This window comes from Streptomyces sp. NPDC051364, assembly GCF_040682115.1.
Taxonomy (GTDB): Bacteria; Actinomycetota; Actinomycetes; order Streptomycetales; family Streptomycetaceae; genus Streptomyces.
Genome location: NZ_JBFBAH010000007.1, coordinates 28,002 through 53,360 on the forward strand (window position 1 = coordinate 28,002; position 25,359 = coordinate 53,360).

The window sequence follows — 25,359 nt, forward strand, 5'->3', positions numbered from 1 at the left end:
CATGGGGTTCGAACACCGCATCGGGCACGTGCGGGCACACCCGTCACTGAGGTGGGACGCGAACGGACCGCGCACCGCCTGGCCGTGGCCGAGCCGGTACGCGGGTCACCGCTGACACCACAGGGGGTGCCCATGCACTTGTCGGGTCGCAGTACCGGGCGGCCCGCAACTCGGGCGCCCGGTACTGCGACCAGGCCGTCGCCTCGCGTCAGCCGCGCTTCGCGATCATGTTGGCCATGCCTTCCTTGCCCTGCGTCTTCAGCGCCTTGAGGCGGTCCTGGCGCAGGCGGGCATCGCTCCGCGAGGCGATCCACTGGTTCTCGCGGAGCAGCTTGTGGTAGCTGTCCAGGCGGCGCTGCTGCAGCATGCCGTCGTCGATGGCCTCGCGTACCGCACAGCCGGGTTCCGCGACGTGATCGCAGTCCCGGAACCGGCAGTCCTCGGCGAGCTGCTCGATCTCCGAGAACGTCTGCTGCAGGCCATCGGAGGCGTCGTACATGCCCACGCCGCGAATACCGGGGGTGTCGATCAGCACCCCGCCGCCCGGCAGGGGCATCAGCTCCCGGGTCGTCGTGGTGTGGCGGCCCTTGCCGTCGCTCCTGGTCTGCTGGGTCTCCATCACGGAGCGGCCCAGCAGCACGTTGGCGATGGTGGACTTGCCCGCGCCCGACTGGCCGACCAGGACGGTCGTCCCCGTCAGAACGGCCGCGAGGATGTCCATGCCGTCGTCGGTGGTGGCGCTGACGACCAGGACGTCCACCCCGGGCGAGGCCTGCTCGACCGTCTCACGGACGCTGTCCGCGTCCTGCGCGAGGTCGGACTTGGTGAGGATCATCACCGGCTGCGCTCCGCTCTCCCACGCGAGGGCGAGGAACCGCTCGATCCGGCCGAGGTCCGGCTCCGTGTCCAGGGCCACGACGACGCCGATGGTGTCGATGTTGGCGGCGAGCACCTGGCCCTCGGAGCGCTGGGAGGCGCTGGAGCGGACCATCGCCGTGCTACGCGGCAGCAGCGCCTGGACGTACGTGCCGGCTGCGCCGACCTGGATCGCCGCCCAGTCGCCCGTGCAGGGCATTTTCGTCGGGTCGGAGTCCGCGACCGGACCGGTGTCGGCGTGGACGACGGTCACCTCGGAGTCGCCGTCGGCGATCACGACGTCGCAACGGCCCCGGTCGACCCGAATGACCCGGCCCGGCACCCACGAGGCGTCGGCAGCGGAGGCGAATTGGTCGTCGAGCTCGGGGGACCATCCATAGGCCTCGAGCGGCCGCGGGTAGATCGAATCGGCCGATGTCGATGAGTGACGCAACGCGATGAGCCCTTCGGGAGGCGTTTCCGGCCGGTGCACGCAAATCGGGTTGCACCGGCGCTGGACAGGGGGCGGAGGGGGTGGGCTGCTCTCGGGCGCCGCTGCGGCGGTGGCGACATGAGGGTCGCCCACCTCGGCAGACTCCGACGCACCGGGCATTCCGTGCACTTGACGCTACGACAGCACCGAAAGACCCGCAATACCGCTCAAGTGCAACTGGATTGACACTCCAGATGCAGGATCCTGACGGCGATTGCCACGACCCGCTCACCCGGGCGCTCGCCCGGGTGAGGGGGCGGTGTTCTACCGTCCGGCGGGCGCCGAGGTGCGGTAGAGGGCCCGCATCTCCTTCTCCAGCGCATTGACCTCGTCCAGCCGCGGCCGGCTCTTGGGTGCGAACAGCCCGTCCTGCTCCCAGCGTTCCGGGTCCAGGCTCAGCGCCGAGACGTTGAGCCAGCCCCGCGAGCGGATCTCTTCGAGGCGCTCGGGAAGGGCGTCCTCGAGGGCGAGGTAGAAGATGACGTGGGCCAGCTCCTCGATGCGCTCCAGACCGTCGCGCACGCTCGTGAGCACCGTGCCGAAGGCGGGTACGTCGTCACCCGGCAGGTTCTGCTCGAAGAGCCGGGCGAGCGTGGGCACGTCGTCGTAGTAGTCGATGTAGTCGAAGGCGAAGACTCCGCGATAGCTGCGCGACCAGGCCTGGAAGAGCTTCATGATGGTGCCCTGGGTCGCCACCGCGTGAGCGCCGAGCGCGCTGAGCGCCGTACTCGCCGACTCGTCCAGGAAGGTCTTCCCGTAGAACTGCGGGTCGGAGAAGGACCATCCGACGTAGTAGTCCCAGACGGTCTTCAACGACATGATCACGGCGTTGTCGTGGAAGGCGTAGGAGCCCTGGATGTTCATGGTGAGCCCCTCGGCGAGCGAGAGGAACCAGCGGTTGGCGTACCGCACGAAGCCCTCGTCGAAGGACTCCTTCACATCGCGGCCGACCATCTCGGTCACGAAGCTGTTGGCGTAGCCGATCAGGTTCGACCCCACGGAGTAGTAGGGGTCGGCGAAGACCGCGGCGTCGCCGACGCACGCCCAGCGGTCCTGCGAGAAGACCTGCTGCGAGGAGTGGCTGTAGTTCTTCAGTACGCGGAAGTCGAGGACCGGCAGCTCGCGGATGGCGGGGTCGAAGCCCGGAACGCGCTCGACGACGAAGTCGATGGCCTTCTCTATCCGGTTGAACTTCGTGACCGGGTGGAGGTCGTCGGACACGACGATGCCGACACTGGTGTGGTTGGGGGCCAGCGGGATGGCCCACACCCAGCCGCCCTCGAACATGAAGTGGTTCGTGGAGTTCCAGCGCGGTTCGGTGATGCGGTCGTGCCAGCCGGTGTGCTCGGCGCCGACCGCCTCGTCGGTGTCGAGCCGCCCTTCGAGCCGGAACCAGACCGAGTTGTGGGGCTTGGGGTACCGCTTGGTGAGGTCGAGCTTGCGCTGCAGCAGCCGGTGCCTGCCCGTGGCGTCGACGACCCATCGGCAGGTGACGCTGGTCGTCTCCTCGCTGCCTTCCTCAAGAGCCTGGTACGTCACCCGGTGCGGGGCGTCCTGCTCGCCGAGCTCGATGTCGAGCACCTTGACGCCCTGCGTCAGCTCGGCCCCGGCGCCCGTCGCCACCACGCGCAGGTGCTCCTCGAGGGAGCCGCGGTTGAGCTGGTAGGACTTCGCCGGGAGGAAGCGGTTGACGCCGAACTCGGCTTCCTCGTGGAGGCCCGAGCCGCCGCCGTAGAAGTACCGGAGCCCCAGTTTCTCCAGGTGCTCCTCCTCCAGGTAGTCGTACAGGCCGAGGACGTGGTGGAAGTAGTACGCGCCCACCTCGACCGAGGACTCGCCGACCTTGTGCGCGGACAGCGGGATCGGTGAGCGCTCGCGCTCGCAGACGAGGACGGACAGCTCGGGCTGCGCATCCTTGAGTTGCTTGGCCAGGCAGAGCCCGGCCAGGCCGCCGCCCGCGATGACCACGTCGTAGTCGACACCGCCGAACACGGAGTCAGTACCGCTCTGGCTGCTCACTTTGTACCCACCTTGTCGTTCTGTCGGTTCTCGATGTTGAGGGCCAGGCTCCGGACGGTCCGGTCCGTGTACGGGTCCGAGACGTCGAGCTGGACCCCGATCCGCATCTCCACGCGGGAGAGCAGGTCCATCACGCTGAGGGAGTCGCCGCCGAGGTCCACGAAGTCGTCGTCCAGGCCGATGTGCAGGGGCGCGAACAGCTCCTGCCAGATCTCCAGGAGCACGGCCTCGGCCTCCGTCGCCGGCTCCGGGCCCGCCGCGCCCTGGCCGACGGCAGCCGCGTACAGGGCCACCAGGGCCTTGTCGTCGACCTTGCCGTTGCCGGTGAGCGGCACGGTGTCGAGGGGGATGATCGCCGAAGGGACCATGTACTCCGGCAGGTTCTCCTGCGCCATGGCGCGCAGCCGGTCGACGTCCTGGACGGTGGGTCCCTGGACGAAGGCAATCAGGAGCGGCGTATCGGAGTCGGCGGCGTGGCGCAGCAGGTGGACGTGGCCGACCGCGGCGTCCTGGGAGAGGACCTGGGCCACGTGGCCCAACTCGACCCGGCGGCCCCGGATCTTCACCTGGCCGTCGCGGCGCTCGATGAATTCGAGGTCGCCGTTCTCGTGCTGCCGGACGATGTCCCCGGTGCGGTAGACGCGCTTCCCGGCGATCGAGGGCGAGGCCGGCGTGAAGAACCGCTCCGCGGTCAGCTCGGCATCGCCCAGGTAGCCCCGGGCCAGGCCCGCTCCGGCCAGGTGGAGCTCGCCGATTCCGCCCGGTGCCACGGGCGCGCCGTCCTCGTCCAGGACGAACGCCTCGGTGTGCTCGATCGGCTTACCGATGAGCACGCGCTCGTCGGTGGCCGTGAGGCGGTGGACGGTGGAGCAGACGGCATTCTCGGAGGGTCCGTACTCGTTGTACAGATGCACCTCCGGGAGACGCCGGAAGTGCTCCTGGGTCAGGCTCGGCGCGAACCCTTCACCGGCGATCGTGACGCACCGCAGGGACTTCACCTGCGGAGCTTCGATGCCGTCCAGGAGGCGTTTGTACAGCATGGGGGTGATCAGGAAATGGGTGACGTCCCGGTGCTCCATCAGGCCGGTCAGATAACGCCGGTCGGTGATGCGGTCCCGGCGCGGCAGGAGCAGACGCACACCGGCGGTGAGGGCGGAGAACGTGTCCACCACGGCGCTGTCGAAGGAAGGCCGCGGAATGGCCAGGTTCACATCTTCCGGACCGAACCCGTAATAGGCGTTGCGCCACGTCAGCGTGTTGACGATCGCGCGGTGTTCGACGGCCACGCCCTTGGGGGTCCCGGTCGTTCCCGATGTGTACACCACGTACGCGAGGTCGGACGGCGTGGCCACCGGCTCGGGGTCGGAGTCCGGTGTGTCGAGGGCGTCGCCCATGACGTCCAGAAAGAAGAGCTCGCCGTCGAAGAACATCGCGCCGGCGGCCGCTGACGACTCGATCACCATGGCCCTGGGTGCCACGGCCTCGACGATCCGCTGGGTCACCGCGGGCGGGTTGTCGGGGTCCAGGGGCACATAGGCACCGCCGGCCTTGAGGACGGCCAGCATGGCAATGATCACGTCCGGTGGATTCCGGACCAGGATCGCCACGCGGTCGTCGGGGCGGACTCCGCTGGTGTCCCGCAGATGGTGTGCCAGCCTATTTGCCCGGCGATTCAGCTCGCCGTAGCTCAAAAAATCGCCTTCGAATTCCAGGGCAATATGACCCGGCAATCTTCTGGCGCATTCCTCGAAAAGGGAAGTCAGGGTCTTCGGATCGCCATGGTTCACAAACAAACGCCCCCTGCCGAATTATTGTCAGTTCTCGATACGAATAGCGTAGCCGCAGCCGATCGAAGGGCCCTCTATTAACGCTCGAGCCGCGGACGAGTGCGCCGGTCGTCGCGGCCCGCTCCGTCTGCGGAAAGAAGTGACCGCTCGGTCCTACGGCTTCGCCGTGTCGACGACGGACCAGGTGCGCTCGGCCCGGTCGCGCAGGAGCTCGGCGGTGATGCCCCGTTCGGCACTCAGCCGGGTGAGGACGCCGGCCTGCTGCACTTGTTCGGCTTCGGGGTCGTACTCGGAGCCGGTGAGGTGCTTGAGCCAGGGTTCGAGGCCCATGGCGTAGGCGTAGACGTGCCGGGCGCCCAGCTGCTGGGCGAGCTCGTCGGCCTGGGCGGCGTTGCTGCCCTTGAGCCGGCGCCCGGTGTTGTGCTCACGGGAGAGCTTCCCTTCCAGCATCGGCCCGTACAGCCACTTCAGAGGGGCTCCGACGCACTCGAGGCCGATGAAGAGCGCGTCGAGGGGAGTCTCGGTGAGGCCGGGGATGTTGTCGAACAGCGCGGGCTCGAGCGGCGTGATGTCGGTGGCGAAGAGGAACCTGCGGCCGCCGGCTCGGACGAGGGGCACCATCTTGGTGCGGATGTCGAGGTCGGCGTGCTCGCCCACGAAGGGGAGGGCGGTGACTTCGACGTGGTCCGCCACGCGGTGGGTCTCGAGTTCGGCCAGCTCCTGGACGTTGGAGAAGCCGAGGGCCTGGAGCATGGTCTTGAGGCTGGGATCGGGCAGCGATCCGCCGGAGGCCCGGGGAACGATGATCGTGCCGATGCGGGTGCGGAGCTGGAGCAGGGTCTCCAGCGAGAAGTGGTCGGAGTGGAAGTGGCTGATGACGACCGCGTCGATGTGCCGGGGGAGGTCCTCGAGGGTGTAGTGCTCGTAGCCGTCGTCGGTGTAGCCGATGAGCGGGTCGAGGAGGACGGACGTGGTGCCGGTCTCGATCAGCACGGATGCGTGATTGAAGTACCGCACCCGGACGTCTCCGGGCGCGGGCGGGGTGTGCTGTGCCGGCGGCGCGTCGTGGAACAGCGCGGTGAACGCCGGCAGGTCGGCATCGGCGACCCCGAGGCGTTCCGCGAGCTGCGGGACGTCGACGGGGTCGAGGCGCGCCGCGAACAGTTCGTCCCACAGCGGGGAGTCGAAGGGAAGATCGATGTCCAGGCGGTCGGGGCGCGGGAGGACGGGGCTGCTGTACACGAAGGGCTGGGGGCTCGGTGCGGCGGTGAGAGAGACGCACTGACCGTGGCGCTCATACGCCGGCGAGCTGTACATCAGCGCTTCGAAGAAGCGGAAGGTGGGCCGGTGGGCGGTGTCGTAGACGAGCTCCACCCGCCCGCGGAGGGAGTGGGGGACCAAGGGGTAGAGAGGTTCCATCGGCCCGCCGAGCGCCTTCTCCCGCAGCAGGGCACGGAGTTCGGCTATGTCGTCGGCGAGCTGGAGCTTGGCCTGGCCGTCCTTGACCATGGTCTCGCGCGCCGCCCGGACTTCATCGTGGGTGGCGCCTTCGGGGTCGAGGAAGGGCGCGCCGTAGCGGTGTGGGTCCGCGATGACCGCATCGTGGAGGTGCGGTGCCTTCAAGTAGCTGTCCACGATGGGCAGCAGACGGTCCCGCAGATTCAGCGCGCCGGTGTGGGGCGCCAGGAGATAGGGCCACGCGTACCAGCGGTGCAGCAGGGGCTGCGCAACCACGGACGGGCGAAGGTAGAGCTTCTGGTGTGCCGGCACGGTAATTCCCTCACTGTCGATGATGTCGGTGGGTGGGTTCGCGGCTTGCGCATGCGTACACACGTCAACGGGAGGGCTCGGGGGTGTCCGGCCAGGCCCCGGAGGAGATGTGTCTCTTTGCCTTGCATATTCGTTCATGTCTATCACGAACGACAGTTCATTAATCCGACAATTTAGCAAGCCGATTACCTGGCGATCACGCTGCTCATGTATCTCTCAATTTGACCCCGAGAGGCGCTCAAGGCGAATTCAAGGCGCCATGGATTAAATGGCCGGCCACACCGAGAGGATGGCCCCGGCTGCTTGTGGACGCGCGCCGTCACTTCGTGGCGCTGCGGGCCCGCCGCCGGCGTCGTGCCGCTCGTCGTCGAGGCCCCGATTCATGCCGCCTGCGGACGAGGAGGGTCGCTGCCGAGGCCGCGAAGAGGGCTGCGGTGATCAGCAGCCAGCGCCCCAGGAACACGTCCGCCGGGAGTCCCGTGGCCGCCGTGTAGTGGCCGACCCGGCGCAGGATCAGCGGCCACCAGACCAGCAGCAGAAGCCCCGAGACGAAGGCCGGAACCCGCACGTAGTTGACGCTCGGCCTCGGAGACCCGCGCCCGTCCCCTGCGCCCTCCCTCTCCCGGAACAGGAACTGCGCGGCCCGGTCGGTGACCGAGTACAAGGGGAGCAGCCCGAGGTCGTGGAGGAGTGCCGCCCCGACGAACCACAGGGCCACGCCCAGGGTGTCTCCCTTGAGCAGGCGCACGCCGGCGTAGGCGGCGAGGGCGAAGGAGGCCAGTACGAGGAGCAGGTGGAGCGGGGAGGCTCCGTAGCGGCGGCGGAACGCGGTCGTGCCCGTCATGCCGGCTCTCCGAAGGTGAGGCGGGTGACCCATTTGGTGTTGTGGACGCCGGGAGCGCCGGGGACGATCACGCGGGCCGGGTAGCCGTGGTCGGGCGAGAGGACGGCCCCGTTGACGCGTACGGCCAGGAGCGAGCGGTGGTCGCGCACCTGGTTGTCCCTCAGGACGACCGAGGTGAACGGCCCTCCTCGCTGTACGGATTCCACCAGGACCTGCGGGGTGCCCGTGCCCCGTCCGACGAGGGCTGCCAGATCGGTGAGCCGTACGCCGCTCCACAGCTGATCGGGGGTCGACCAGCCCTCCACGCAGGCGATGGGCAGGGCCGCCTCGTGCTGCTCCATGGCCAGCAGTTCCCCGCGGGTGAGGATGACCTGGCGGCCCGACCCGCGTACGGTCAGCCGCCACGCGGGGCCGATGTCGCTCGGCCGGATGCCGACGGAGGCCGCGGTCTTGTTGATCTGGAAGCCGTTCGGCCCGGAACCGGGGTCCTGGCCGTGCGGGGCGAGCAGGGCGGTCCGGCGCCACCAGCCGCCCACGCTCTGCCCGGCCGTCACCACGAGCAGCGCCAGGGACCCGAGCCCTACCATGCCCAGGGCGCCCCGGCGGGAGATGGTCGGCGCCGCCGGGCGCGGCGAGACCAGCCCGGCCGCCTCCTCGGTACCGGCCTCCGGCGGTGCGCTTCCGCGCCTCACGGAGCGGACCGCTCGTGGCAGGCGCGAGGCCACGTGCACCACGAAGGCGCCGATGAACACCCACGCCCCGTAGAAGTGCAGGACGTAGAAGGAGCCCGGGAAGATGTAGTGCAGCTGTACGTTGAGGATGCCGGTGACGAACTCGAAGCCGGCACCGCCCACCAGCAGGAGCAGGGACAGGCGCTCGATGCCGTGGCTCACCGACCGCACGGGCGGCCACTCGAACAGCTTGGGGATGACCGACCACAGCTTCGCCAGCAGCACCGGCACGAGGACGACGCCCAGGACCACGTGGACGCCCTGGTTCACCCGGTAGAGCCAGTACGGCGAGGTCGGCCAGGAGAACAGGTAGAAGCCGAGCCATCCCTTGTCCGGCGTCTGGTCGTTGACCGCCGCCAGGTCCGGGTTGTACGCCGCGTACGACAGCAGGCCCGTCACGAACAGCAGCGTGACTCCGACCAGCAGGACGAGCCCGAACACGGCCGTCAGCCACGGCCCCCTCAGCGGGCTGCGCCAGAACTCCGGACGCGTGGGCCCCGGCGGCGGCCCCGCCGACGGCCTGGGTCCGGGCTCGGGCCGATCCCGCTTGCCGTCGCTCGCCGCCATCGGGGCACCTCCGCACACTCGCCGACCGTCGGGGAGAACATCCCGCACCGAGCGTCGGGCAGGGCCCCGTGACACGCCCACCGACGCGCGACGGCCGGTCTCCGATGCCACCCTGAGGTCGTACAGGCCCTCCGAAAGGCAATAGGCATGATCACCAATGACTTTGCGCCCGGCTCCCCCTGTTGGCTCGATCTCGGCGCCCCCGACGTCCGGACGGCCGCGGCCTTCTACGGCGCCGTCCTCGGGTGGGACTACGAGTCCATGGGCGAGGGGGAGGACACGGAAGGCGGGATGTTCCGGAAGGACGGCAAGGTCGTCGCCGGGCTCGGCAAACTCACCGAGGAGGGCGCACGCCCGGCCTGGATGATCTACTACAGCGTCACCGACGCGGACGCCACCACCCAGGCGGTGGAGCGCGCGGGCGGCACGGTTCGGGTCGCTCCGATGGGTCTCGACGACTGGGGCCGGATGGCGCAGTACAGCGACCCGCTGGGGGGACAGTTCGCCGTCTGGGAGGCGGGAACGAACAAGGGCGCCGAGCTGGTGGACGAGCCGGGCTCGCTGTGCTGGACCGAGCTGTACACGAGCGACGCCGCGGCCGCCAAGGACTTCTACGGCGGCGTCTTCGGCTGGCAGTTCAGTGACATGGGACTGCCCGGCGGCGGGGGCACGTACACCCTCATCACTCCGGCCGGACTCCCCGAGGAGCGCATGCACGGCGGCCTCATGCAGCTGCCCGGGGAGAACCTCGCCCTCACGAACGGACGGCCGTACTGGCACCCCGTCTTCGCCGTTGCCGACTGCGACGCAGCGGTCGCCAAGGTCACCGAGAACGGCGGCAGCGTGCAGATGGGGCCGGAGGACGCGGAGGGCGTCGGCCGGCTCGCCGTCTGCCTCGACCCGTCGAACGCCGACTTCGTGGTCCTCACCCCGGTCCGGAGCTGAGCCCAGGAGCGAGGTCAGGTGCCCGGAGGGGGGATCCTTTGGATCCCCCCTCCGGGCACCCGCGTCAGGACGGCAGCCAGGCCCGCCACGTGGCCTCGTTCTCCTTCACCCAGCGGCCCGCCGCTTCCTGTGGCGACAGCTTCTGGTCCGCGATCATCAGGGCGACGTCGTTCTGCATCTCGGTCGTCCACCGGAACTTCTTCAGGAAGGCGGCGGCGTCACCTCCCCCGTCCGCGAAGCGGGCGTTGAGGAACTTCTGCAGCGGCGTGTGCGGGTACGCGCAGGCCACCTTCGCCGGGTCGGCGTCACAGCCCTCCGCGTAGGCGGGCAGCTCCACCTCCGTCATCGGGACCTTCTCGAACAGCCACTGGGGCTTGTACCAGTAGCTCAGGAACGGCTTCTTCTCCTTGGCGAACTGCCTGATCTGCGTGATCTGCGCCGCCTCCGAGCCCGCGAACACGACCTGGTAGTCGAGGCCCAGGTTGTTCACGAGCGCCTTGTCGTTCGTCACGTAGGACGGGGAGCCGTCCAGCAGCTGGCCCCTGCCGCCGCTCTCCGCGGTACGGAACTGGTCGGCGTACTTGTTCAGGTTCTTCCAGTCGGTGACGTCCGGGTGCTCCTCGGCGAAGTACGTCGGCACGAACCAGCCGATGTGGCCGGTCACCCCGAGATCGCCACCTCGCTTGATCGTCCCCTTGTCGTCGACGTACCGCTTCTCCTGCTCCGGGTGGCCCCAGTCCTCCAGGATGGCGTCCACCCGGCCCTGGCTGAGCGCGTCCCAGGCGGGTACCTCGTCGATCTGGACGGTGTCCACCCGGTAGCCGAGCTCGTGCTCCAGCAGGTACTGGGCGACGGCGACGTTGGCCTGCGCGCCCACCCACGACTGCACGGACAGCGTCACCGTGCGGGAGCCCTTCGCGTCGGCGTACGGGGAGGCCTGGCGGGTCATGTCGGCGGCGGCGCAGCCCGTGAGGGCCGTCAGGGCGACGGCGGCCGCGAGTGCGGCGGAGCGTGTGCGAGCCATGTCAGGCCCCCTTTCCGGCGAGGTCGCGGCGTTGTGTCGGCTGGGTGACGCGGTCGAGCATCAGGCCGAGGCAGACGATCGCCGCACCGGCGACCAGACCGGTCGCCAGGTCGCCCTGGGCGAGACCGAAGACCGCGTCGTAGCCGAGCGCCCCGCCACCCACGAGGCCGCCGATGACGACGACGGCGAGAACGAGCACCACGCCCTGGTTGACGGCCAGCAGCAGCGCGGGCCGTGCCAGCGGCAGCTGGACCTGGAACAGCTGCTGCCGCCCGGTCGCGCCCAGCGAGCGCGAGGACTCCAGAGCGGCCGGGTCCACCGCGCGCACGCCCTGGGCCGTGATCCGTACGACGGCGGGCAGCGCGTAGACCACGGCGGCCGCGACCGCCGGGGCGCGGCCCACGCCGAACAGGGCGACCACGGGGATCAGGTACACGAACTGCGGCATCGTCTGGAAGACGTCGAGGACCGGACGCAGCGCGCGTCCCAAGCGGGTGCTGCGGGCCGCGGCGACCCCGAGGGCGAAGCCGAGCAGCAGCGTCACGGCGACGGCGGCCAGTACCTGGGACAGCGTGTCGAGCGCCGGGTCCCAGACACCCAGCACGCCGATCGCGGCCATCGCCAGGACGGCGGTCGCGGCGGTGCGCCAGGTGCCGATGAGCAGGGCGAGGGCGCCGACGGTCAGCAGGACCGCCCACCAGGGCAGCCACTGCAGTCCGTCGCGCAGGGGGTTGAGGATCCACGTGGTGAAGTGCCCCGCCCAGTCGGCGGTGCCGCCGACGAGGGGCACGCCGGAGTAGAGGTGGGCGGTCATCCAGTCGACCGCCCCGTTGACGGGCTCGGCGATGTCCACCGTCCACGCGTCGGGCCAGGAGAGCCGGTCGAGCAGGCGGGCCCCGACGGCGACGGCGACGGTCACCACGGCAGCGACGGTCCGGCCGAGCGCGGACCGGCGGGCCGGAGCCGCGCCGATCCGCTCCCCCGCCGCGGCGGTGACCCGGTCCAGGACGATGGCGAGCAGCACGATCGGCACGCCGGCGGCGAGCGCGGCGCCGACGTCGACGGAGGCCAGCGCCTGGTAGACGCGGTCGCCGAGGCCGCCCGCGCCGATGACGGACGCGATCACGGCCATGCCCAGCGCCATCATGATCGACTGGTTGACGCCGAGCAGCAGCTCCTTGCGGGCCAGCGGCAGCCGGGCCGTCAGCAGCCGCTGCCTGCCGGTGGCGCCGAGGGAGGTGGCGGCCTCCACGACCCCGGCGTCCGCGCCGCGCAGCCCGAGCGCGGTGAGGCGGGCCATGGGCGGGGCCGCGTAGACGACGGTGGCCAGGACGGCCGCGGGCACTCCGATGCCGAAGACCAGGACGACGGGCAGGAGGTACGCGAAGGCCGGCAGCACCTGCATGGTGTCCAGCACCGGCCGCAGGATCCGGTGCATACGGTCCGACAGGCCGGCGGCCAGTCCGAGGAGGCCTCCGAGCAGCACGGACGCGGCGACGGCGACCACCATCAGGGCGAGCGTCTGCATGGTGGGCACCCACATGCCGAGCAGTCCGCACACGGCGAAGGCGGCGGCGGAGGTCAGCGCGAGCCGGACTCCGGCGACGCGCCAGGCCAGCAGCCCGGCGGCGGCGGTGACGCCGGCCCAGCCGAGGGCGAGCAGCACCAGGTACACCGCGCGGACGGAGACGACCACGACGTTGCTGACGTGCCCGAGGAAGTACAGGAAGAGGGGGTGTCCGTCGCGGTTGTCGATGATCCAGTCGCTGGTGTGCTTGAGCGGTCCCGACAGGTCGACGGAGAGCGCCGCCGGCCAGTTTCCGGCGCCCAGGAGTACGGAACCGAGGACGAGTGCGAGGGCCGCGCCGGCGCCGATCAGCCGGCCGCGGTGGCGCGCGAGCGCGCGCAGCACACCGGGTCCGGCGCCGGTGGCGGTCGCAGAGCTCGCAGAAGCAGGGGTGACGGTGGCGGTCATCGGCCCCACCGCCCGGCGTCGGCGCCGGTCGTGCCGCACGGCGGCGGCCAGGTCGTATGGGAATACATCAGGCCACCGCCTTCCCGGTCGCGGCCGGTACCCCGGCGACGACACCGAGGAGTCCCGCGTGGTCGACCACACCGACGCACCTGCCGTCCTCGACGACCCGCGCGTTCACGCCTGTTCGGACGACGGCCTCGATGGCCTCGTGGACGGTGGCACTCGGAGCGAGCGCGGGGCCGGCCTCGGACTCGTCGGCGCGAGCGGGGCGCATCGCCGAGCGGACCGTCAGCACCTGCTCGCGCGGCACGTCCCGGACGAAGTCCCTGACGTAGTCGTCGGCGGGGGCGCCCACGATCTCCTCCGGCGTGCCGAGCTGCACGATCCGGCCGTCGCGCATCAGCGCGATGCGGTCGCCGAGCTTCAGCGCCTCGCTCAGGTCGTGCGTGATGAAGACCATCGTGCGTCCCTCCTCCCGGTGCAGGCGTACGACCTCCTCCTGCATGTCCCGGCGGATGAGCGGGTCCAGCGCACTGAACGGCTCGTCGAACAGCAGGACTTCGGGGTCCACGGCGAGTGCGCGGGCAAGGCCCACACGCTGCTGCTGGCCGCCGGACAACTGGCTCGGCCTGCGGTGCTCCATGCCGTCCAGGCCGACCTTGGTCACGAACTCCGCCGCCCGCTCACGCCGTTCGGCGCGTCCTACGCCCTGGATCTCCAGTCCGTAGGCGATGTTGTCGAGCACCGTCCGGTGGGGCAGCAGCCCGAAGTGCTGGAAGACCATGGCCGCCCGGTGCCGGCGCAGCTCCCGGAGCCGGCCGGTGTCCATGGACAGCACGTCCTCGCCGTCGATGGAGATCGTGCCCGAGGTGGGTTCGATGAGCCGGGTGAGGCAGCGTACGAGCGTGGACTTGCCCGAGCCGGACAGGCCCATGACGACGAAGACCTCGCCCTTGCGGACGTCGAAGGAGACGTCGCGGACGGCGGCGGTGCAGCCGGTGCGCTCGCGCAGCTCGGCGGCGCCGAGGGCCGCGAGCTCCTTGTCGGCCGGCACGCGGTCGGCCTTGGGACCGAAGACCTTCCACAGGTCGCGTACGGAGAAGACGGATTCCGCGGGGATCTGCGGCAGGGTCTGCGGCGCGGCCGCGGTGTCCGGCAGAGTCGTGGTGTGCGGCGCGGTGTTCATCGGGTGGTTCCTCCCAGCAGGTCGGCGCATTTCTCGCCGACCATGAGCACGCCGATCATCGGGTTGACGGCGGTCATGGTCGGGAAGACGGACGCGTCGGCGATCCGGATGCCCTCGAGGCCCCGGATCCTCAGATCGGGCGCGACGACGGCGAGTTCGTCGTCGGCGGCTCCCATCCGGCAGGTGCCGGCCGGGTGGTAGACGGTGTGCGCGACCTGGCGTGCGTACGCGCTGAGCTCCTCGTCGGAGGTCACCTCGGGCCCCGGGCACACCTCGCGCCTGAGCCATCCGGCCAGCGGTTCGCTCGCCGCGATCCGCCGGGCGATGCGGATCCCGTCGACGAGGGTGCGGCCGTCGTAGTCGTCCTCGTCGGTGAAGTACCGGAAGTCGAGGGCGGGCTTGTCCTCGGGGTCGGCGCTCGTCAGGTAGAGCCGGCCGCGGCTGCGCGGCTTGGGGATGTTCGGGGTCATCGACACGCCGTGCGCGGGCCGTTCGTAGCCCAGGCGCTCCGGATTGTCGGTGAAGGGGATCTGGTAGAAGTGGAACATCAGGTCCGGGCCCTCGGCCTCCGGGTCCCGGCGGACGAACAGGCCGGCGTCGGAGTCCATCGCGGAGTTCTCCGGGATCGGACCGTGCGTCTCCCACACGATGACCGACTCGGGGTGGTCGAGGAGGTTCTCCCCGACGCCCGGCAGGTCGTGCACGACGGGAATGCCGAGCTTCTCCAGGTCGGCGCGCGGCCCGATGCCGGAGTGCAGCAGCAGGCGCGGGGTGTCCACGGCCCCCGCGCACACCAGGACCTCGCGCCGGGCGCGCACGACGTGCTCCGCGCCCTCCTTGGTACGGATGTGCACGCCGGTGGCGCGGGCGCCCTCCAGCTCCAGCCGGAACGCCCAGGTCTCCAGGGCGATGTGCAGGTTCGGCCGGTCCAGGAAGGGGTGCAGATAGGCGACGGAGGCGGACGAGCGCTTGTTGTTCTCCGGGTGGTAGGCGAGGTCGAAGAAGCCGGCGCCCTCGTGGAAAGGGCGCTTGTTGAAGCCCTCGACGCGCGGAACACCGAGCGCGGCCTGCGCCGCGTCGACGAAGTCCCGGGCGATCGCGTTCCGGTCCGCTTCGCCGACGGGGACGATGTTGTTGCGCAGCCGGGCGAAGTAGGGGTCCATGGCCGCCGCGTCCCACCCCTCGGCGCCGGCCTGCGCCCACTCGTCCCAGTCGGAGGGGAGGGGTTTGAACGCGATGAGGGTGTTGTGCGAGGAACAGCCGCCCAGCACCCGCGCACGGCTGTGGCGGATGTGCGAGTTACCCCGGGGCTGCTCGGTGGTGGGGTAGTCGTAGTCCAGTTCGCCGCCGAGCAGGCCCATCCAGCGGCGCAGGGTGAGGACGTCGTCGCGGCCGACGTCGCTGGGGCCGCCCTCGATGACGGCGACGCTGACGTCCGGGTCCTCGGTGAGGCGAGAGGCGATCACGGAACCCGCGGTGCCGCCGCCGACGACGACGTAGTCGTACACGTGATGGTCGTTCATGCTCAGCCCTTCGCCGTCGCGCCCGCGAACCAGCGCACAGGGCGCGGAGCGAGGTTCTGGTAGATGTGCTTGGCCTCGCGGTATTCGGCGAAACCGCCGGGGCCCAGTTCGCGGCCGATGCCGGACTTCCCGAAGCCGCCCCATTCCGCCTGAGGCAGGTAGGGGTGGAAGTCGTTGATCCAGACGGTGCCGTGGCGCAGCCGGGCGGCGACCCGCCGGGCACGCTGTTCGTCGGAGGTCCACACCGCTCCGGCGAGGCCGTACTCGGTGTCGTTGGCGAGGGCGACGGCCTCCTCCTCGGTACGGAAGGTCTCCACGGTCAGGACGGGGCCGAAGACCTCTTCGCGCACGACGCGCATGCCGCGGTGGCACCGGTCGAGGACCGTGGGCCGGAAGAAGTAGCCGGGACCGGCCGGCTGCCCGCCTCCTGCGCGCAGGACCGCGCCCTCGGCGAGAGCGGAGGCCACGTACTCCTCCGTCCTCGCCAACTGGGCCGCGGAGACCAGCGGACCGCACTCGACGCCCGCATCGGTGCCGCGTCCCAGCCGGATCAGTTCGGCCCGGCGGGCGAGCTCGGCGACGAATCGCTCGCGCAGCGGCTCCTCGACGATGAGGCGGGAGCCGGCGGAGCAGACCTGGCCGCTGTGGATGAAGGCGGCGTTGAGCGCCTGGTCGACGGCGGTGTCGAACCCCTCGGGCGTCGAACATGCGTCGGCGAACACGACGTTGGGGTTCTTGCCGCCCAGTTCGAGGGCGACCTTCTTCACGCTGTCGGCTGCCGCCCTGGCGACCTTCGTACCGCTGACCAGACCGCCCGTGAACGAGATGAGGTCGACATCCGGGTGCTCGGCGAGCCGGGCGCCGACGGTGTCGCCGGGACCGGTGACGATGTTGGCCGCGCCGAGTGGCAGTCCGGCCTCCAGGAGCAGTTCGATCAGCACGACGGTGGTCAGCGGGGTGATCTCACTGGGCTTGATCACGAACGTGTTGCCGGCGGCGAGTGCGGGCGCGATCTTCCAGCTGGCCTGGAGCAGCGGGTAGTTCCACGGCGTGATCAGGGCGCAGACGCCGACCGGCTCGTGGACGACGACACTGCGGATCTCGTCCGAACCGGCGTCGACGACCCGTCCGCCGTCCTCGTTCGCCACGAGGTCGGCGAAGTAGAGGAACGCATCGCGGACGCAGTCGACGTCGACGCGGCCCTCTTCCAGCGTCTTGCCCGCGTCCTGGCTCTCCAGGGCGCCGATCCGCTCGCGGTCGCGCTCCAGCAGGGTGGCGACCCGCCGCAGCAGGGCGGCGCGCTCGGCGACCGGCGTACGCGGCCAGGCGCCGGCGTCGAACGCGGCTCGTGCCGCCGCCACGGCGTCGTCGGTGTCCTGGACGCCGCCCTCCGCGACGACCGCGAAGGGGCTCGCGTCGACGGGGTCGATGATCTCGCGGGTGGCGCCGGACAGGGCTGCGCGCCACTCTCCGCCCACATGGATGGTCTGTTGTGCTCCGGTCACGTTGCGTATGGCCTTTCGCTTCTTCGAATCCCCCTGCCGGTTTGCACCAGCAGTCCGGCCGCCTGCCCGGGCACCCGGGATCCATGCGCAAAACGTTGCGGAGAGTGTTCTGCTTCACTCACGAAGACCATACAAATAAGGACATATGGGTCAGATCGTTGGAGTAGGAAAACAGGGGTGTGCACGCCGTGGAGTCGGCAGGCCTGTATCCGGCGCCGGGGCGCGGTTCCAGCGCATACGGGACCAGGGAAGGGCCAGCCGGCTCCGGTCGGAGACCTCCTGCGGGACGAGGTCCGCGATCCCCGCGGCCTCGCGGTGACGGGCGTGGACGGTGTCGACGTAGCGGTGGCCGGTGTCGGCGGCGATGAACAGGACCGTGCGCTCGGGCGAGCGCCCGCGTTCGTGGCGGGCGGCGAGGTAGCCGGCTCCGGTCGACAGCCCCGCGAAGACCGCGTGCCGGCGCAGCAGGTCGACGCTGCCGGCCAGCGCCGCGTCGAAGGAGATCCAGTGCAGGGTGTCGTACATCTCGTGCGAGACGTTCCCGAAGGGGATGGAGCTGCCGATCCCGGCGATGATGATCTCGGGGTCGGAAACGTGTTCGGCGCCGAAGGTGAGGCTGCCGTACGGCTGGACGCCGACGAGTTCGACATCGGCCGGGCCGGCGGCGGCCCCGCGCAGATAGCGGGCGAGAGCGCCCGTGGACGCCCCCGAGCCGACCCCGCCGACCACGGTGAGCCCGGTCACGTCACCGGTCTCCTGCCGGATCCGGTCGGCGATCGCGCGGTAGCCGAGGTAGTGGATGTCGTCGTGGTACTGCCGCATCCAGTGGTACTCGGGGTGCACGGCGAGGATCTCGTGGATCCGCGCCACGCGCCGCTTCTGGTCGAGCTTGAGGTCGCTGCACGGTGCCATCTGCTCCAGCGTCGCCCCGAGTACGGCGAGCTGGGTGCGCAGCGTGCGGTCCACCGTCGTCGAGCCGACGATGTGGCAGCGCATGCCGTACCGGTGGCAGGCCAGGGCAAGGGCGTACGCGTAGATGCCGCTGGAGCTGTCCAGCAAGGTGTCCCCGCGGCGCACCGCGCCGGTGTCCAGCAGGTGGCGCACCGCCGCGAGGGCGGAGACCACCTTCATCGTTTCAAAGCGCAGGCAGATGAGCCGGTCGTCGAGACGTATCAGGTCCGGACGGCCGATCGCCTCCGCGATGTGCTGGTCCATGCAGGCTCTCCTGGGTGGTGGTGAAGGTCGTGAAGGTCCGGGTGGCAGGGATGCCGTGGGCGTCGAGGGCGCGCAGGCAGCTGCGCACGCGGTGCCGCAGGCCCGGGGCGGCCGGGTCGAACAGCACTCCCGCCACCGCGCCGCTGTGCGCGATCTGCACGCCGACCCCTCCGGCCCGCCGGGCAATGCCCGTCAGGGCGTCGAACTCCGGGTGGCCCAGGGTCTGCTGGCCGCGCAAGGCGCTGGCGGTGGCGACCGCGCCGAGGAGCCGGGCGTCCGCGGTGGCCACCGCCCGGCGCAGCAGCGTGCGCAGCCGCTCGAAGGCCCGTACGTCGGCCTCGGAGGCGTCCCGGACGGGCAGGGAGAGGGTGTCGACGGGCGCACCCCCGCCGAGGGAGCAGCCCACGACGACCAGCGGCGGCATCGCCGGGCCGATGACCTCCAGCACCCGGCCCTCCCGCTGCGCGAAGAGCACCGGCCGGCCGTCCATCATCAGCGGATCGCAGGCCAGTTCCGCGTGGACGGCCAGCCGGGCCACGGTGTCCGGGGGCAGCCGCAGTCCGTACGAGTCCGCGACCGCGCGCACGGTGGCGATGACGTCGCTGGTGGAGCTGCCCATGCCCAGGCCCACCGGGATGTCTCCGGTGAGCCGCAACTCCCCTCCGCAGGGCGGCTGTCCGGTCCGCTCGGCGCACTCCGCCACCGCGAGGGCCGCGGCCCGTACGGCTTTCGTACGGTCGGCGGGTACGCCGGTGAGCGCCCCGGGCGCCGTACCGGGCCGGCGGACGAACTCGGCGTGGCTTCCCGGGCCGGCCATGGGGAGGGTGACCAGGCCCGCGCACCTGCGGCCGTCGTCGTCGAGGAAGACGCCCTGGAGGATCTCGCCGTGGTGGCAGGGGGCGTCCCCGGTGCCGGTGGGGATCACGCGCGGCTCCCCGTCCGGTAGCGGTAGAGGACCGTCTCCTCGGCGCTGAACTGGGAGAACGGGAACGGTTCCGCGGACAGCGCGGTCACGCCCGAGCCGAGGAACGCGCGGGCGACGGCGCTGCCGGTCTGCGCGTAGACGACCAGCGGGATGCCGCGGGTCCGGCAGCGCTCCAGGATGGTGTCGAACGAGCCGTTGCTCAGGGTCATTCCGGTGGCGACGACGGCCTCGGCGCGCTCCAGCACCTCGTGCATGTCGTCGGTGACGGGGTCGCCCCACTGGGTGGCCTTGAGGTTGAAGTCGCAGGGCAGCGGTTCGCCGCCGCGCTCGCGGATCGCGGCGACCAGCGGGTTGACCACGCCGATGAGGCCGACCCGGGCGCCCTCCTCGATGTCGAGCAGTCCGGCGATGGCCGCGTCGCGGGCCTTCGCGCGGACCTCCGGGGTACCGGCGGGGAGGGTCACGGGCTCGGCGTCTCCCGTCTCGCCGGCCACGTGGTGCGGGCGGGTCCCGCAGAGGTAGGCGTCGAGGGCGGCGATCCTCAGCGGGCGCGAGCCCTCGCGCAGCAGGACGTCGAGCGGGGTGCCGGAGGAGTCGCGGCAGATCGACGGGGCGATCTCGCCGGCCTCAAAGGCACAGGCGCCGAAGGAGCCGCCGAGGCGGACCAGTACGTACTGGTTGAGGTAGGTGGTGTCGCCGCCGGCCAGGCGGGTGCCGTGATGGATCCAGAACACGCTCGTGGCGACGAGTTCGGAGGGGCGCGGGCCGTGTTCACCGGCCAGGACGGCCTCGATGAGCCCGTCGACGGAGGTCACGAGGGCAGGGGTGGGGGTTGAGGTCGTGCGATGCATGGGGTTCCTTTTCACAGGGCGAGTTGGGGCGCCGAGCGGCCCGCGGTAGGTCACCATGGGGTGGCCCAAGGCGTCGGTGGTCAGTTCGGCGTCGACCTCGAAGACCTCGGCGAGCCGCTCGGTGGTGAGAACGGCGGCCGGGGTGCCGGAGGCGATCAGGCGGCCGTGGTGCAGGAGCAGCAGCCGGTCGCAGTACCGGGCGGCGAGCGACAGGTCGTGCAGCGCGACCAGGACCGTCCGGCCCGTGCCGGCCAGCAGCTCCATCAGTTCCAACCGGTGTCTGACGTCGAGGTGGTTCGTCGGCTCGTCGAGCAGGAGCCCGTACGGCTGCTGGGCCAGCGCGCGGGCGATGTGGGCGCGCTGCCGCTCGCCGCCCGACAGGGCCTTCCAGGAGCGGCCGGCGAGCGCGGTGAGTCCGACGCGTTCCAGTGCGGCGGCGACCACCGCCCGGTCGGTGGCGTCCGGCCCGCGCCAGCGGTCCCGGAACGAGATCCGGCCCAGGCCCACGACGTCGGCGACCGGCAGATCGCTGTCCGCGCCCGAGTCCTGTTCGACGAAGGCCACATGACGGGCGAGCCGCCGCGCACTCCACTGGCGTACGGACTCGCCGTCGTACCGGACCGTGCCCGCGTCGGGGACCCGCAGGCCGGCCAGGCAGCGCAGCAGCGAGGACTTGCCCGAGCCGTTGGGCCCGAGCAGCCCGACCGTCTCGCCGGGGGCGATGTCCGCGCTGACCTCGCGTACGACCTGCGTGCCCGCCACCGACCAGCTGAGCTCCTCGGCGGTGATCCTCACAGTTCACCCCGCTTGCGCAGCACGAGGAGGAAGAGCGGTGCGCCGAGCAGGGCGGTGATCACGCCGACGGGAACCTCTCGCGGTGCAAAGGCGATCCGTGCCAGCGCGTCCGTCCAGACCAGGAACACCGCGCCCACCAGCGCCGAGTACGGCAGCAGCAGCCGGTGCAGCGGCCCGACGAGGAACCGCACCCCGTGGGGGACGATCAGCCCGACGAAGCCGATGGCTCCGACGGTGGCCACCGCGACCGCGGTCAGCGCGGCCGTGACCACGAGCAGCAGCATCCGCGTGTGCCGTACCCCGATCCCGAGCGAAGCGGCCGTGTCGGCGCCGAACGCGAGCCCGTCCAGGGCGTTCGAGCAGAGCCACGCCACCAGCAGCCCCAGCGGCGTGACGATCGCGCAGACCACGACGGTGTCCCAGCGGGCCGGCGCCATCGAGCCCAGCAGCCAGTGGGTGACGGCCCGCGTGGTGTCCGCGTCCGCCGAGGCCATCAGGACCAGCGAGGTCACTGCGGTGAACAGCTGGCCGACCACCACGCCGGTGAGGACGATCCGGACGGAATCCAGCCCGGTGCGGCGTAGCAACAGCAGGAGCAGGCCGAAGGAGAGCAGTGCGCCGGCGAGCGCGCCGCCGGTGGCCCCGAGCGTGCTCGCGCCGATCCCGAGGACGACGACGGTGACGGCTCCCGTCGACGCGCCGGAGGAGACTCCGAGCAGGTAGGGGTCGGCGAGTGCGTTGCGGGTGACCGCCTGGAGCACCGTTCCGCACACGGCGAGCGAGGCGCCGACGAGGGCGGCCATCAGCACGCGCGGCAGCCGCAGGTCCCAGATGAGGGAGTCCGCCAGCGGGGGCAACGGCTCCACGTCCAGGCCGAGGTGGGAGCCGAGGACCCGGGCTATGTCGGTCCAGCTCACGTCGGCGGTGCCGGTGCGCACGGCAGCCGCCACCGAGCCCGCCAGGGCGCCTGCGGCCAGGAGCAGGACGACCGCGTGGGCCGCCGCGGACCGGCCGGGCCGGGTGATGGTGGAGCCCCCGGTCACCACCCGCCCGCGGGCCGCCGGAAGCAGGAGATCCGCCGGGGCCTTCGGGGTGTCCGGCTCAGCGGACATACCCGAGGTCCTTCATGCCGTTCGCCAGCAGCCCGAGGGCGTGGACGGAGCGTACGGAGGGGTCCAGCTCGATGCCGGGCACCTCGAGGATCTTGTTCTCGCGGACGGCGGCCAGCTTCGAGATCACCGGGTGCTGAGCCATCGCGGCACGCTTCTCGGCGGCGCTGTCGCCGGGACGGCCGCGCTCGGACAGGTCTCCGATCACGATGAAGTCCGGGTCTCGCCGGGCGACTTCCTCCCAGGTGACCTCCGGCCAGTCCTCGTCGACGTCGTCGAAGGCGTTCTTCGCGCCGACGATCCGGCTCATCTCACTGGGCAGCCCGGTCCTGCCCGCCACGTACGGCATGCCGTTGAAGACGGAGTAGAGGTGGACGACCGTCGGCCGGTCCGCGCCTTGGCCGGCCTTGGAGGCGTTCTCCCCGGCCCGGGCGACCGCCGCGCGCTGGTCGGCCGCGAGTTTCCCGGCCCGCTCCTCGGCGCCGAAGAGCTTGCCCAGGTTCTCGTAGTCGGAGAAGAGCAGCTCGAAGGGGGTCCTGCCGGCCGGGTTCTGCTGCGGGCAGTCCACGGCGCTGACGAAGGTGGGGACCTTGAGGGCGTCCAGTTCCTCGCGGGTGCCGGCCCGGTCCTTGGTGTAGAGGTCCGTGGAACCGGCGACGACGAAGTCGGGTGTGGCGGCTCTCAGTTGCTCGCCGGTGGCGATCTTCGGGGCGATGACGGGGACCTTGGCGTACGCGGCCTCGTACGGCGCGGGGATCTTCGTCTTGAGGTTGGCGGTCCCCGCCATCCGGTCCTGGAGGCCGAGTTCCAGCAGGGTCTCGGTCGAGGTCTGGTCCAGGGCGACGGTCCGCTGCGGCGGCCCGGCGAAGGACACCTGTCGGCCGCAGCTGGTGACGGAAGCCGCCCTGGCGCCGTCCTGGGCCGCGGGCCCGGCGTCCGCCCGGGAGCCGTCACCGGCTGCCGTGGAGCAGCCCGCGGTGGCGAGGGCGATGGTCAGGGCGATGCCGAGGCGGGCGGGATGGCGCATGGGTTCTCCGGTCTGGGAGGGAGGCGTGGGTGTTGTCGTGCACCGGGCAGGAGTGCCGCGTTCGAAGAGTACTGTAATGGTATTCATTTTCATTAACGACTCCGGGGGGCGGTTCGCCGAGCCGCTCCCCCACCTCCGAGGAGCACCCATACCGTGGCGACCACACCTGCGCCGACAGCGGCCAAGACCGATGCCCCGCCCCCGCGTTCGGTCCTCCTGGACCCCGCGTTCCTGCGCCTGTGGGCGGGGACCACCGCCACCGGCCTCGCGACCTGGGCCCTGCCCTTCGTCCTCGGGCTCGCCGTCCTGCACCGCGACCTCGGCGCCGCCGGCCTGGGCCTGGTCCTCGCCGCCCGCACCGCCGGCTTCCTCGCCGCCGTCGCCGTCGGAGGCGTACTTGCCGACCGGCACTCCCGCCGCGCGGTCGTCCTCTGGTCCGGCCTCGCGGCGGCGGCCGCCGCGCCCCTCCTCGCCGCCGGACTCGGGCGCTCGCTCGTGCTGATGACGGCCGCCGCCGCCCTCGCCGGCGCCGGACAGGGCGCCTGCCGCCCCGCGTTCCAGGCGCTCACCGCCGAGACCGTCGAACCCGCGCGCCGTCAGCAGGCCAACGCCGCCATGACCATGGCCGTACGCAGCTCCACCCTCGCCGGACCCGCCCTGACCGCCCTGCTCGCGGCCTTCCTCGACGTCGGGACGCTGCTGCTCGGCATCGGGCTGCTCTGGCTGGTCGCCGCGCTCGTCCCGGGCAAGGGCGCCGGCACATCCGGGTCGGCCGCGGAGCCCGCCCCGCGCGCCGGTTTCCGCGCCGAATTCCTGGAGGGCATACGCGAGGCGCGGCGCCATCCCTGGTTCCTCGCCGGGCTCGGCGCCCTCGTCGCCGTCATCGCCCTCGGCTACTCCGCCACCAGCGTCGCGCTGCCCCTGATCAGCCGGGACCGCTACGGCACCGAGTGGGTGCTGGCCGCGGCCATGACCGCGTACACCCTGGGCGCGCTCGGCGGCGCCCTGGTCATCGCCCGTCGGCGGCCCCGCTCACAGGGCTGGGCCGCCTTCGCCGGGCTGGCCGTGTACGGCTTCGCGCCGCTGAGCCTGATGCTGCCCGTGCACCCGGTCGTGGTCGTCGCCGCGTACGCCGTCGCCGGGATCGGCATCGAGCTGTTCAACGTGCCCTGGTTCACGGCCACCCAGCGCGAGGTGGCCCCGGACAAGCTGGCCCGCGTCTCCTCACTGGACTTCCTCGTCTCGTACGGCCTGGCGCCCGTCGGGCTCGCGCTGATCGCCCCCGCCATCGACGCCTTCGGGGTCACCGCCGTACTCGCCGCGTGCGCCGCCGCCTGCTTCCTCGTCCCGGCCGCGGCGGCGCTGGTACCCACCGCCCGCCACTTCGGGCGTACGGCCACGGCAGCGGCGGACTGACCGCCGACGTCCACGGCACGCCCCGCCCCGGCCGGTCCGTCCAGATCAGGCCGGGGCGCCCGTCGATGCCGGGTCTGGCAAGCTGCGCTCCATGACCGCGCAGCAACCACTCGACTTCACGCAGATCACCCGCCCCCGGGAGCTGACTGCCGAACTCCGGGAACAGCTCGTCGACTGCTGGGTACGGGTGATCAACGCCGGGGGCGCCGTCATTCCCCGGGGGCTCCCCATGCCGCCGGTGAGCGCCGGCCAGGCCGACCCGGCCCTGGGCCGGCTCGTCGGCGAGCTCGATCCGCGCCGCGCCCGGATGCTGATCGCCACGGCTGGCGGGAGGCTCGCGGGGTGGCTGATTCTGCACCGTGACCCGCATCCCCTCGTCGCGCACTGCGGCGCCGTCAACCACGTCATGACCCACCCCGACTTCCGCGGCCGCGGCATCGGTACCGCGCTGATGCACCGCGTCCGCGGTCTCGCCCTGCAGGAGATGGGTCTGGAGCAGCTGCACATCGCCGTCCGGGCCGGGCTGGGGCTCGAGGAGTTCTACGGCCGTCTGGGCTGGCGCGAGATCGGGCGCTGGCCCGGCGGTCTGCGGGTCGCACCCGGCGACGACCGCGACGAGATCCTCATGTACCTCGCCCTCCGAGCCACCTGAGCCGTCCGAGCTGCCTGAGCCGCCTGAGGCCGCCAAGTGCTCCGGCGCGCCCGTCGCGTTTCGGTCATCTCCCTCCATCACGCGTCCGAACCCGATCAGCAGGGCAGGAACAGGGCCGCGAGGTAAATCGTCGTACGATCGGAGC

19 protein-coding genes and 1 pseudogene are annotated in these 25,359 nt (G+C 71.4%); 3 read left to right on the forward strand and 17 right to left on the reverse strand.

Going from position 1 to position 25,359, the window contains the following annotated elements; all coding sequences use genetic code 11:
- Window positions 1-208: 208 nt before the first annotated feature.
- The 6 genes from rsgA to AB0M76_RS17090 form a co-directional block, all read right to left on the reverse strand.
- Window positions 209-1,309: a ribosome small subunit-dependent GTPase A gene (gene rsgA, locus AB0M76_RS17065; RefSeq protein WP_365953582.1), complete on the reverse strand. Its 1,101-nt coding sequence runs from the start codon at window positions 1,307-1,309 to the stop codon at window positions 209-211.
- 303 nt (window positions 1,310-1,612) lie between these two features.
- A complete protein-coding gene (locus AB0M76_RS17070; RefSeq protein ID WP_365953583.1) occupies window positions 1,613-3,367 on the reverse strand; it encodes an NAD(P)/FAD-dependent oxidoreductase in 1,755 nt (584 codons plus the stop codon).
- On the reverse strand, window positions 3,364-5,154 hold the full coding sequence (locus AB0M76_RS17075; RefSeq protein ID WP_365953585.1) for a non-ribosomal peptide synthetase: 1,791 nt from the start codon (window positions 5,152-5,154) through the stop codon (window positions 3,364-3,366). Before AB0M76_RS17075 ends, AB0M76_RS17070 begins: the two co-directional genes overlap by 4 nt.
- A gap of 153 nt (window positions 5,155-5,307) precedes the next feature.
- Entirely contained in the window at window positions 5,308-6,924 is a 1,617-nt protein-coding gene (locus AB0M76_RS17080; protein ID WP_365953586.1) for an MBL fold metallo-hydrolase, read from the reverse strand.
- Window positions 6,925-7,243: 319 nt separating this feature from the next.
- The gene (locus AB0M76_RS17085) at window positions 7,244-7,768 is read right to left on the reverse strand and encodes a hypothetical protein (RefSeq protein ID WP_365953587.1); all 525 of its coding nucleotides are present in this window, start codon (window positions 7,766-7,768) and stop codon (window positions 7,244-7,246) included.
- The gene (locus tag AB0M76_RS17090; RefSeq protein ID WP_365953588.1) at window positions 7,765-9,066 is read right to left on the reverse strand and encodes a molybdopterin-dependent oxidoreductase; all 1,302 of its coding nucleotides are present in this window, start codon (window positions 9,064-9,066) and stop codon (window positions 7,765-7,767) included. Before AB0M76_RS17090 ends, AB0M76_RS17085 begins: the two co-directional genes overlap by 4 nt.
- A gap of 147 nt (window positions 9,067-9,213) precedes the next feature.
- On the opposite strand from AB0M76_RS17090, the gene AB0M76_RS17095 reads away from it, so the two are divergent.
- On the forward strand, window positions 9,214-10,011 hold the full coding sequence (locus tag AB0M76_RS17095) for a VOC family protein (protein ID WP_365953589.1): 798 nt from the start codon (window positions 9,214-9,216) through the stop codon (window positions 10,009-10,011).
- A gap of 64 nt (window positions 10,012-10,075) precedes the next feature.
- On the opposite strand, the gene AB0M76_RS17100 is transcribed toward AB0M76_RS17095, so the two are convergent.
- The 11 genes and pseudogenes from AB0M76_RS17100 to AB0M76_RS17150 all read right to left on the reverse strand — a co-directional run bounded on the left by AB0M76_RS17100 (window position 10,076) and on the right by AB0M76_RS17150 (window position 23,146).
- Window positions 10,076-11,035: an ABC transporter substrate-binding protein gene (locus AB0M76_RS17100; protein ID WP_365953590.1), complete on the reverse strand. Its 960-nt coding sequence runs from the start codon at window positions 11,033-11,035 to the stop codon at window positions 10,076-10,078.
- Window position 11,036: 1 nt separating this feature from the next.
- Complete coding sequence (locus tag AB0M76_RS17105) at window positions 11,037-13,010, reverse strand: ABC transporter permease subunit (RefSeq protein ID WP_365953591.1); 1,974 nt, start codon at window positions 13,008-13,010, stop codon at window positions 11,037-11,039.
- A gap of 67 nt (window positions 13,011-13,077) precedes the next feature.
- The gene (locus AB0M76_RS17110) at window positions 13,078-14,196 is read right to left on the reverse strand and encodes a glycine betaine/L-proline ABC transporter ATP-binding protein (RefSeq protein WP_365953592.1); all 1,119 of its coding nucleotides are present in this window, start codon (window positions 14,194-14,196) and stop codon (window positions 13,078-13,080) included.
- Window positions 14,193-15,719, reverse strand: coding sequence for a GMC oxidoreductase (locus AB0M76_RS17115; protein WP_365953593.1), 1,527 nt, complete (start codon window positions 15,717-15,719; stop codon window positions 14,193-14,195). Before AB0M76_RS17115 ends, AB0M76_RS17110 begins: the two co-directional genes overlap by 4 nt.
- Window positions 15,720-15,721: 2 nt before the next feature.
- Window positions 15,722-17,224 (reverse strand): aldehyde dehydrogenase family protein, encoded by a 1,503-nt coding sequence (locus AB0M76_RS17120; RefSeq protein ID WP_365953594.1) that lies wholly within the window; start codon window positions 17,222-17,224, stop codon window positions 15,722-15,724.
- 150 nt (window positions 17,225-17,374) lie between these two features.
- Complete coding sequence (locus AB0M76_RS17125) at window positions 17,375-18,439, reverse strand: pyridoxal-phosphate dependent enzyme (RefSeq protein WP_365953595.1); 1,065 nt, start codon at window positions 18,437-18,439, stop codon at window positions 17,375-17,377.
- Window positions 18,360-19,364 carry a GHMP kinase gene (locus tag AB0M76_RS17130; protein WP_365953596.1) on the reverse strand — a complete coding sequence of 335 codons (1,005 nt, stop codon included), beginning with the start codon at window positions 19,362-19,364 and terminating at the stop codon, window positions 18,360-18,362. Before AB0M76_RS17130 ends, AB0M76_RS17125 begins: the two co-directional genes overlap by 80 nt.
- On the reverse strand, window positions 19,361-20,215 hold the full coding sequence (locus tag AB0M76_RS17135) for a DUF364 domain-containing protein (RefSeq protein ID WP_365953914.1): 855 nt from the start codon (window positions 20,213-20,215) through the stop codon (window positions 19,361-19,363). Before AB0M76_RS17135 ends, AB0M76_RS17130 begins: the two co-directional genes overlap by 4 nt.
- A gap of 306 nt (window positions 20,216-20,521) precedes the next feature.
- Window positions 20,522-21,010 (reverse strand): annotated as a pseudogene (locus AB0M76_RS17140) (ABC transporter ATP-binding protein); the annotation flags it as partial.
- The gene (locus AB0M76_RS17145) at window positions 21,007-22,122 is read right to left on the reverse strand and encodes an iron chelate uptake ABC transporter family permease subunit (protein ID WP_365953597.1); all 1,116 of its coding nucleotides are present in this window, start codon (window positions 22,120-22,122) and stop codon (window positions 21,007-21,009) included. The gene AB0M76_RS17145 and the pseudogene AB0M76_RS17140, both read right to left, overlap by 4 nt.
- Window positions 22,112-23,146: an ABC transporter substrate-binding protein gene (locus AB0M76_RS17150; RefSeq protein ID WP_365953598.1), complete on the reverse strand. Its 1,035-nt coding sequence runs from the start codon at window positions 23,144-23,146 to the stop codon at window positions 22,112-22,114. The genes AB0M76_RS17145 and AB0M76_RS17150 overlap by 11 nt, the downstream gene beginning before the upstream one ends.
- Window positions 23,147-23,299: 153 nt before the next feature.
- Between AB0M76_RS17150 and AB0M76_RS17155 the strand changes: the two genes are divergently transcribed.
- Complete coding sequence (locus AB0M76_RS17155) at window positions 23,300-24,562, forward strand: MFS transporter (protein ID WP_365953599.1); 1,263 nt, start codon at window positions 23,300-23,302, stop codon at window positions 24,560-24,562.
- A gap of 91 nt (window positions 24,563-24,653) precedes the next feature.
- On the forward strand, window positions 24,654-25,214 hold the full coding sequence (locus tag AB0M76_RS17160) for a GNAT family N-acetyltransferase (protein WP_365953600.1): 561 nt from the start codon (window positions 24,654-24,656) through the stop codon (window positions 25,212-25,214).
- The last annotated feature ends 145 nt before the right edge of the window (window positions 25,215-25,359 follow it).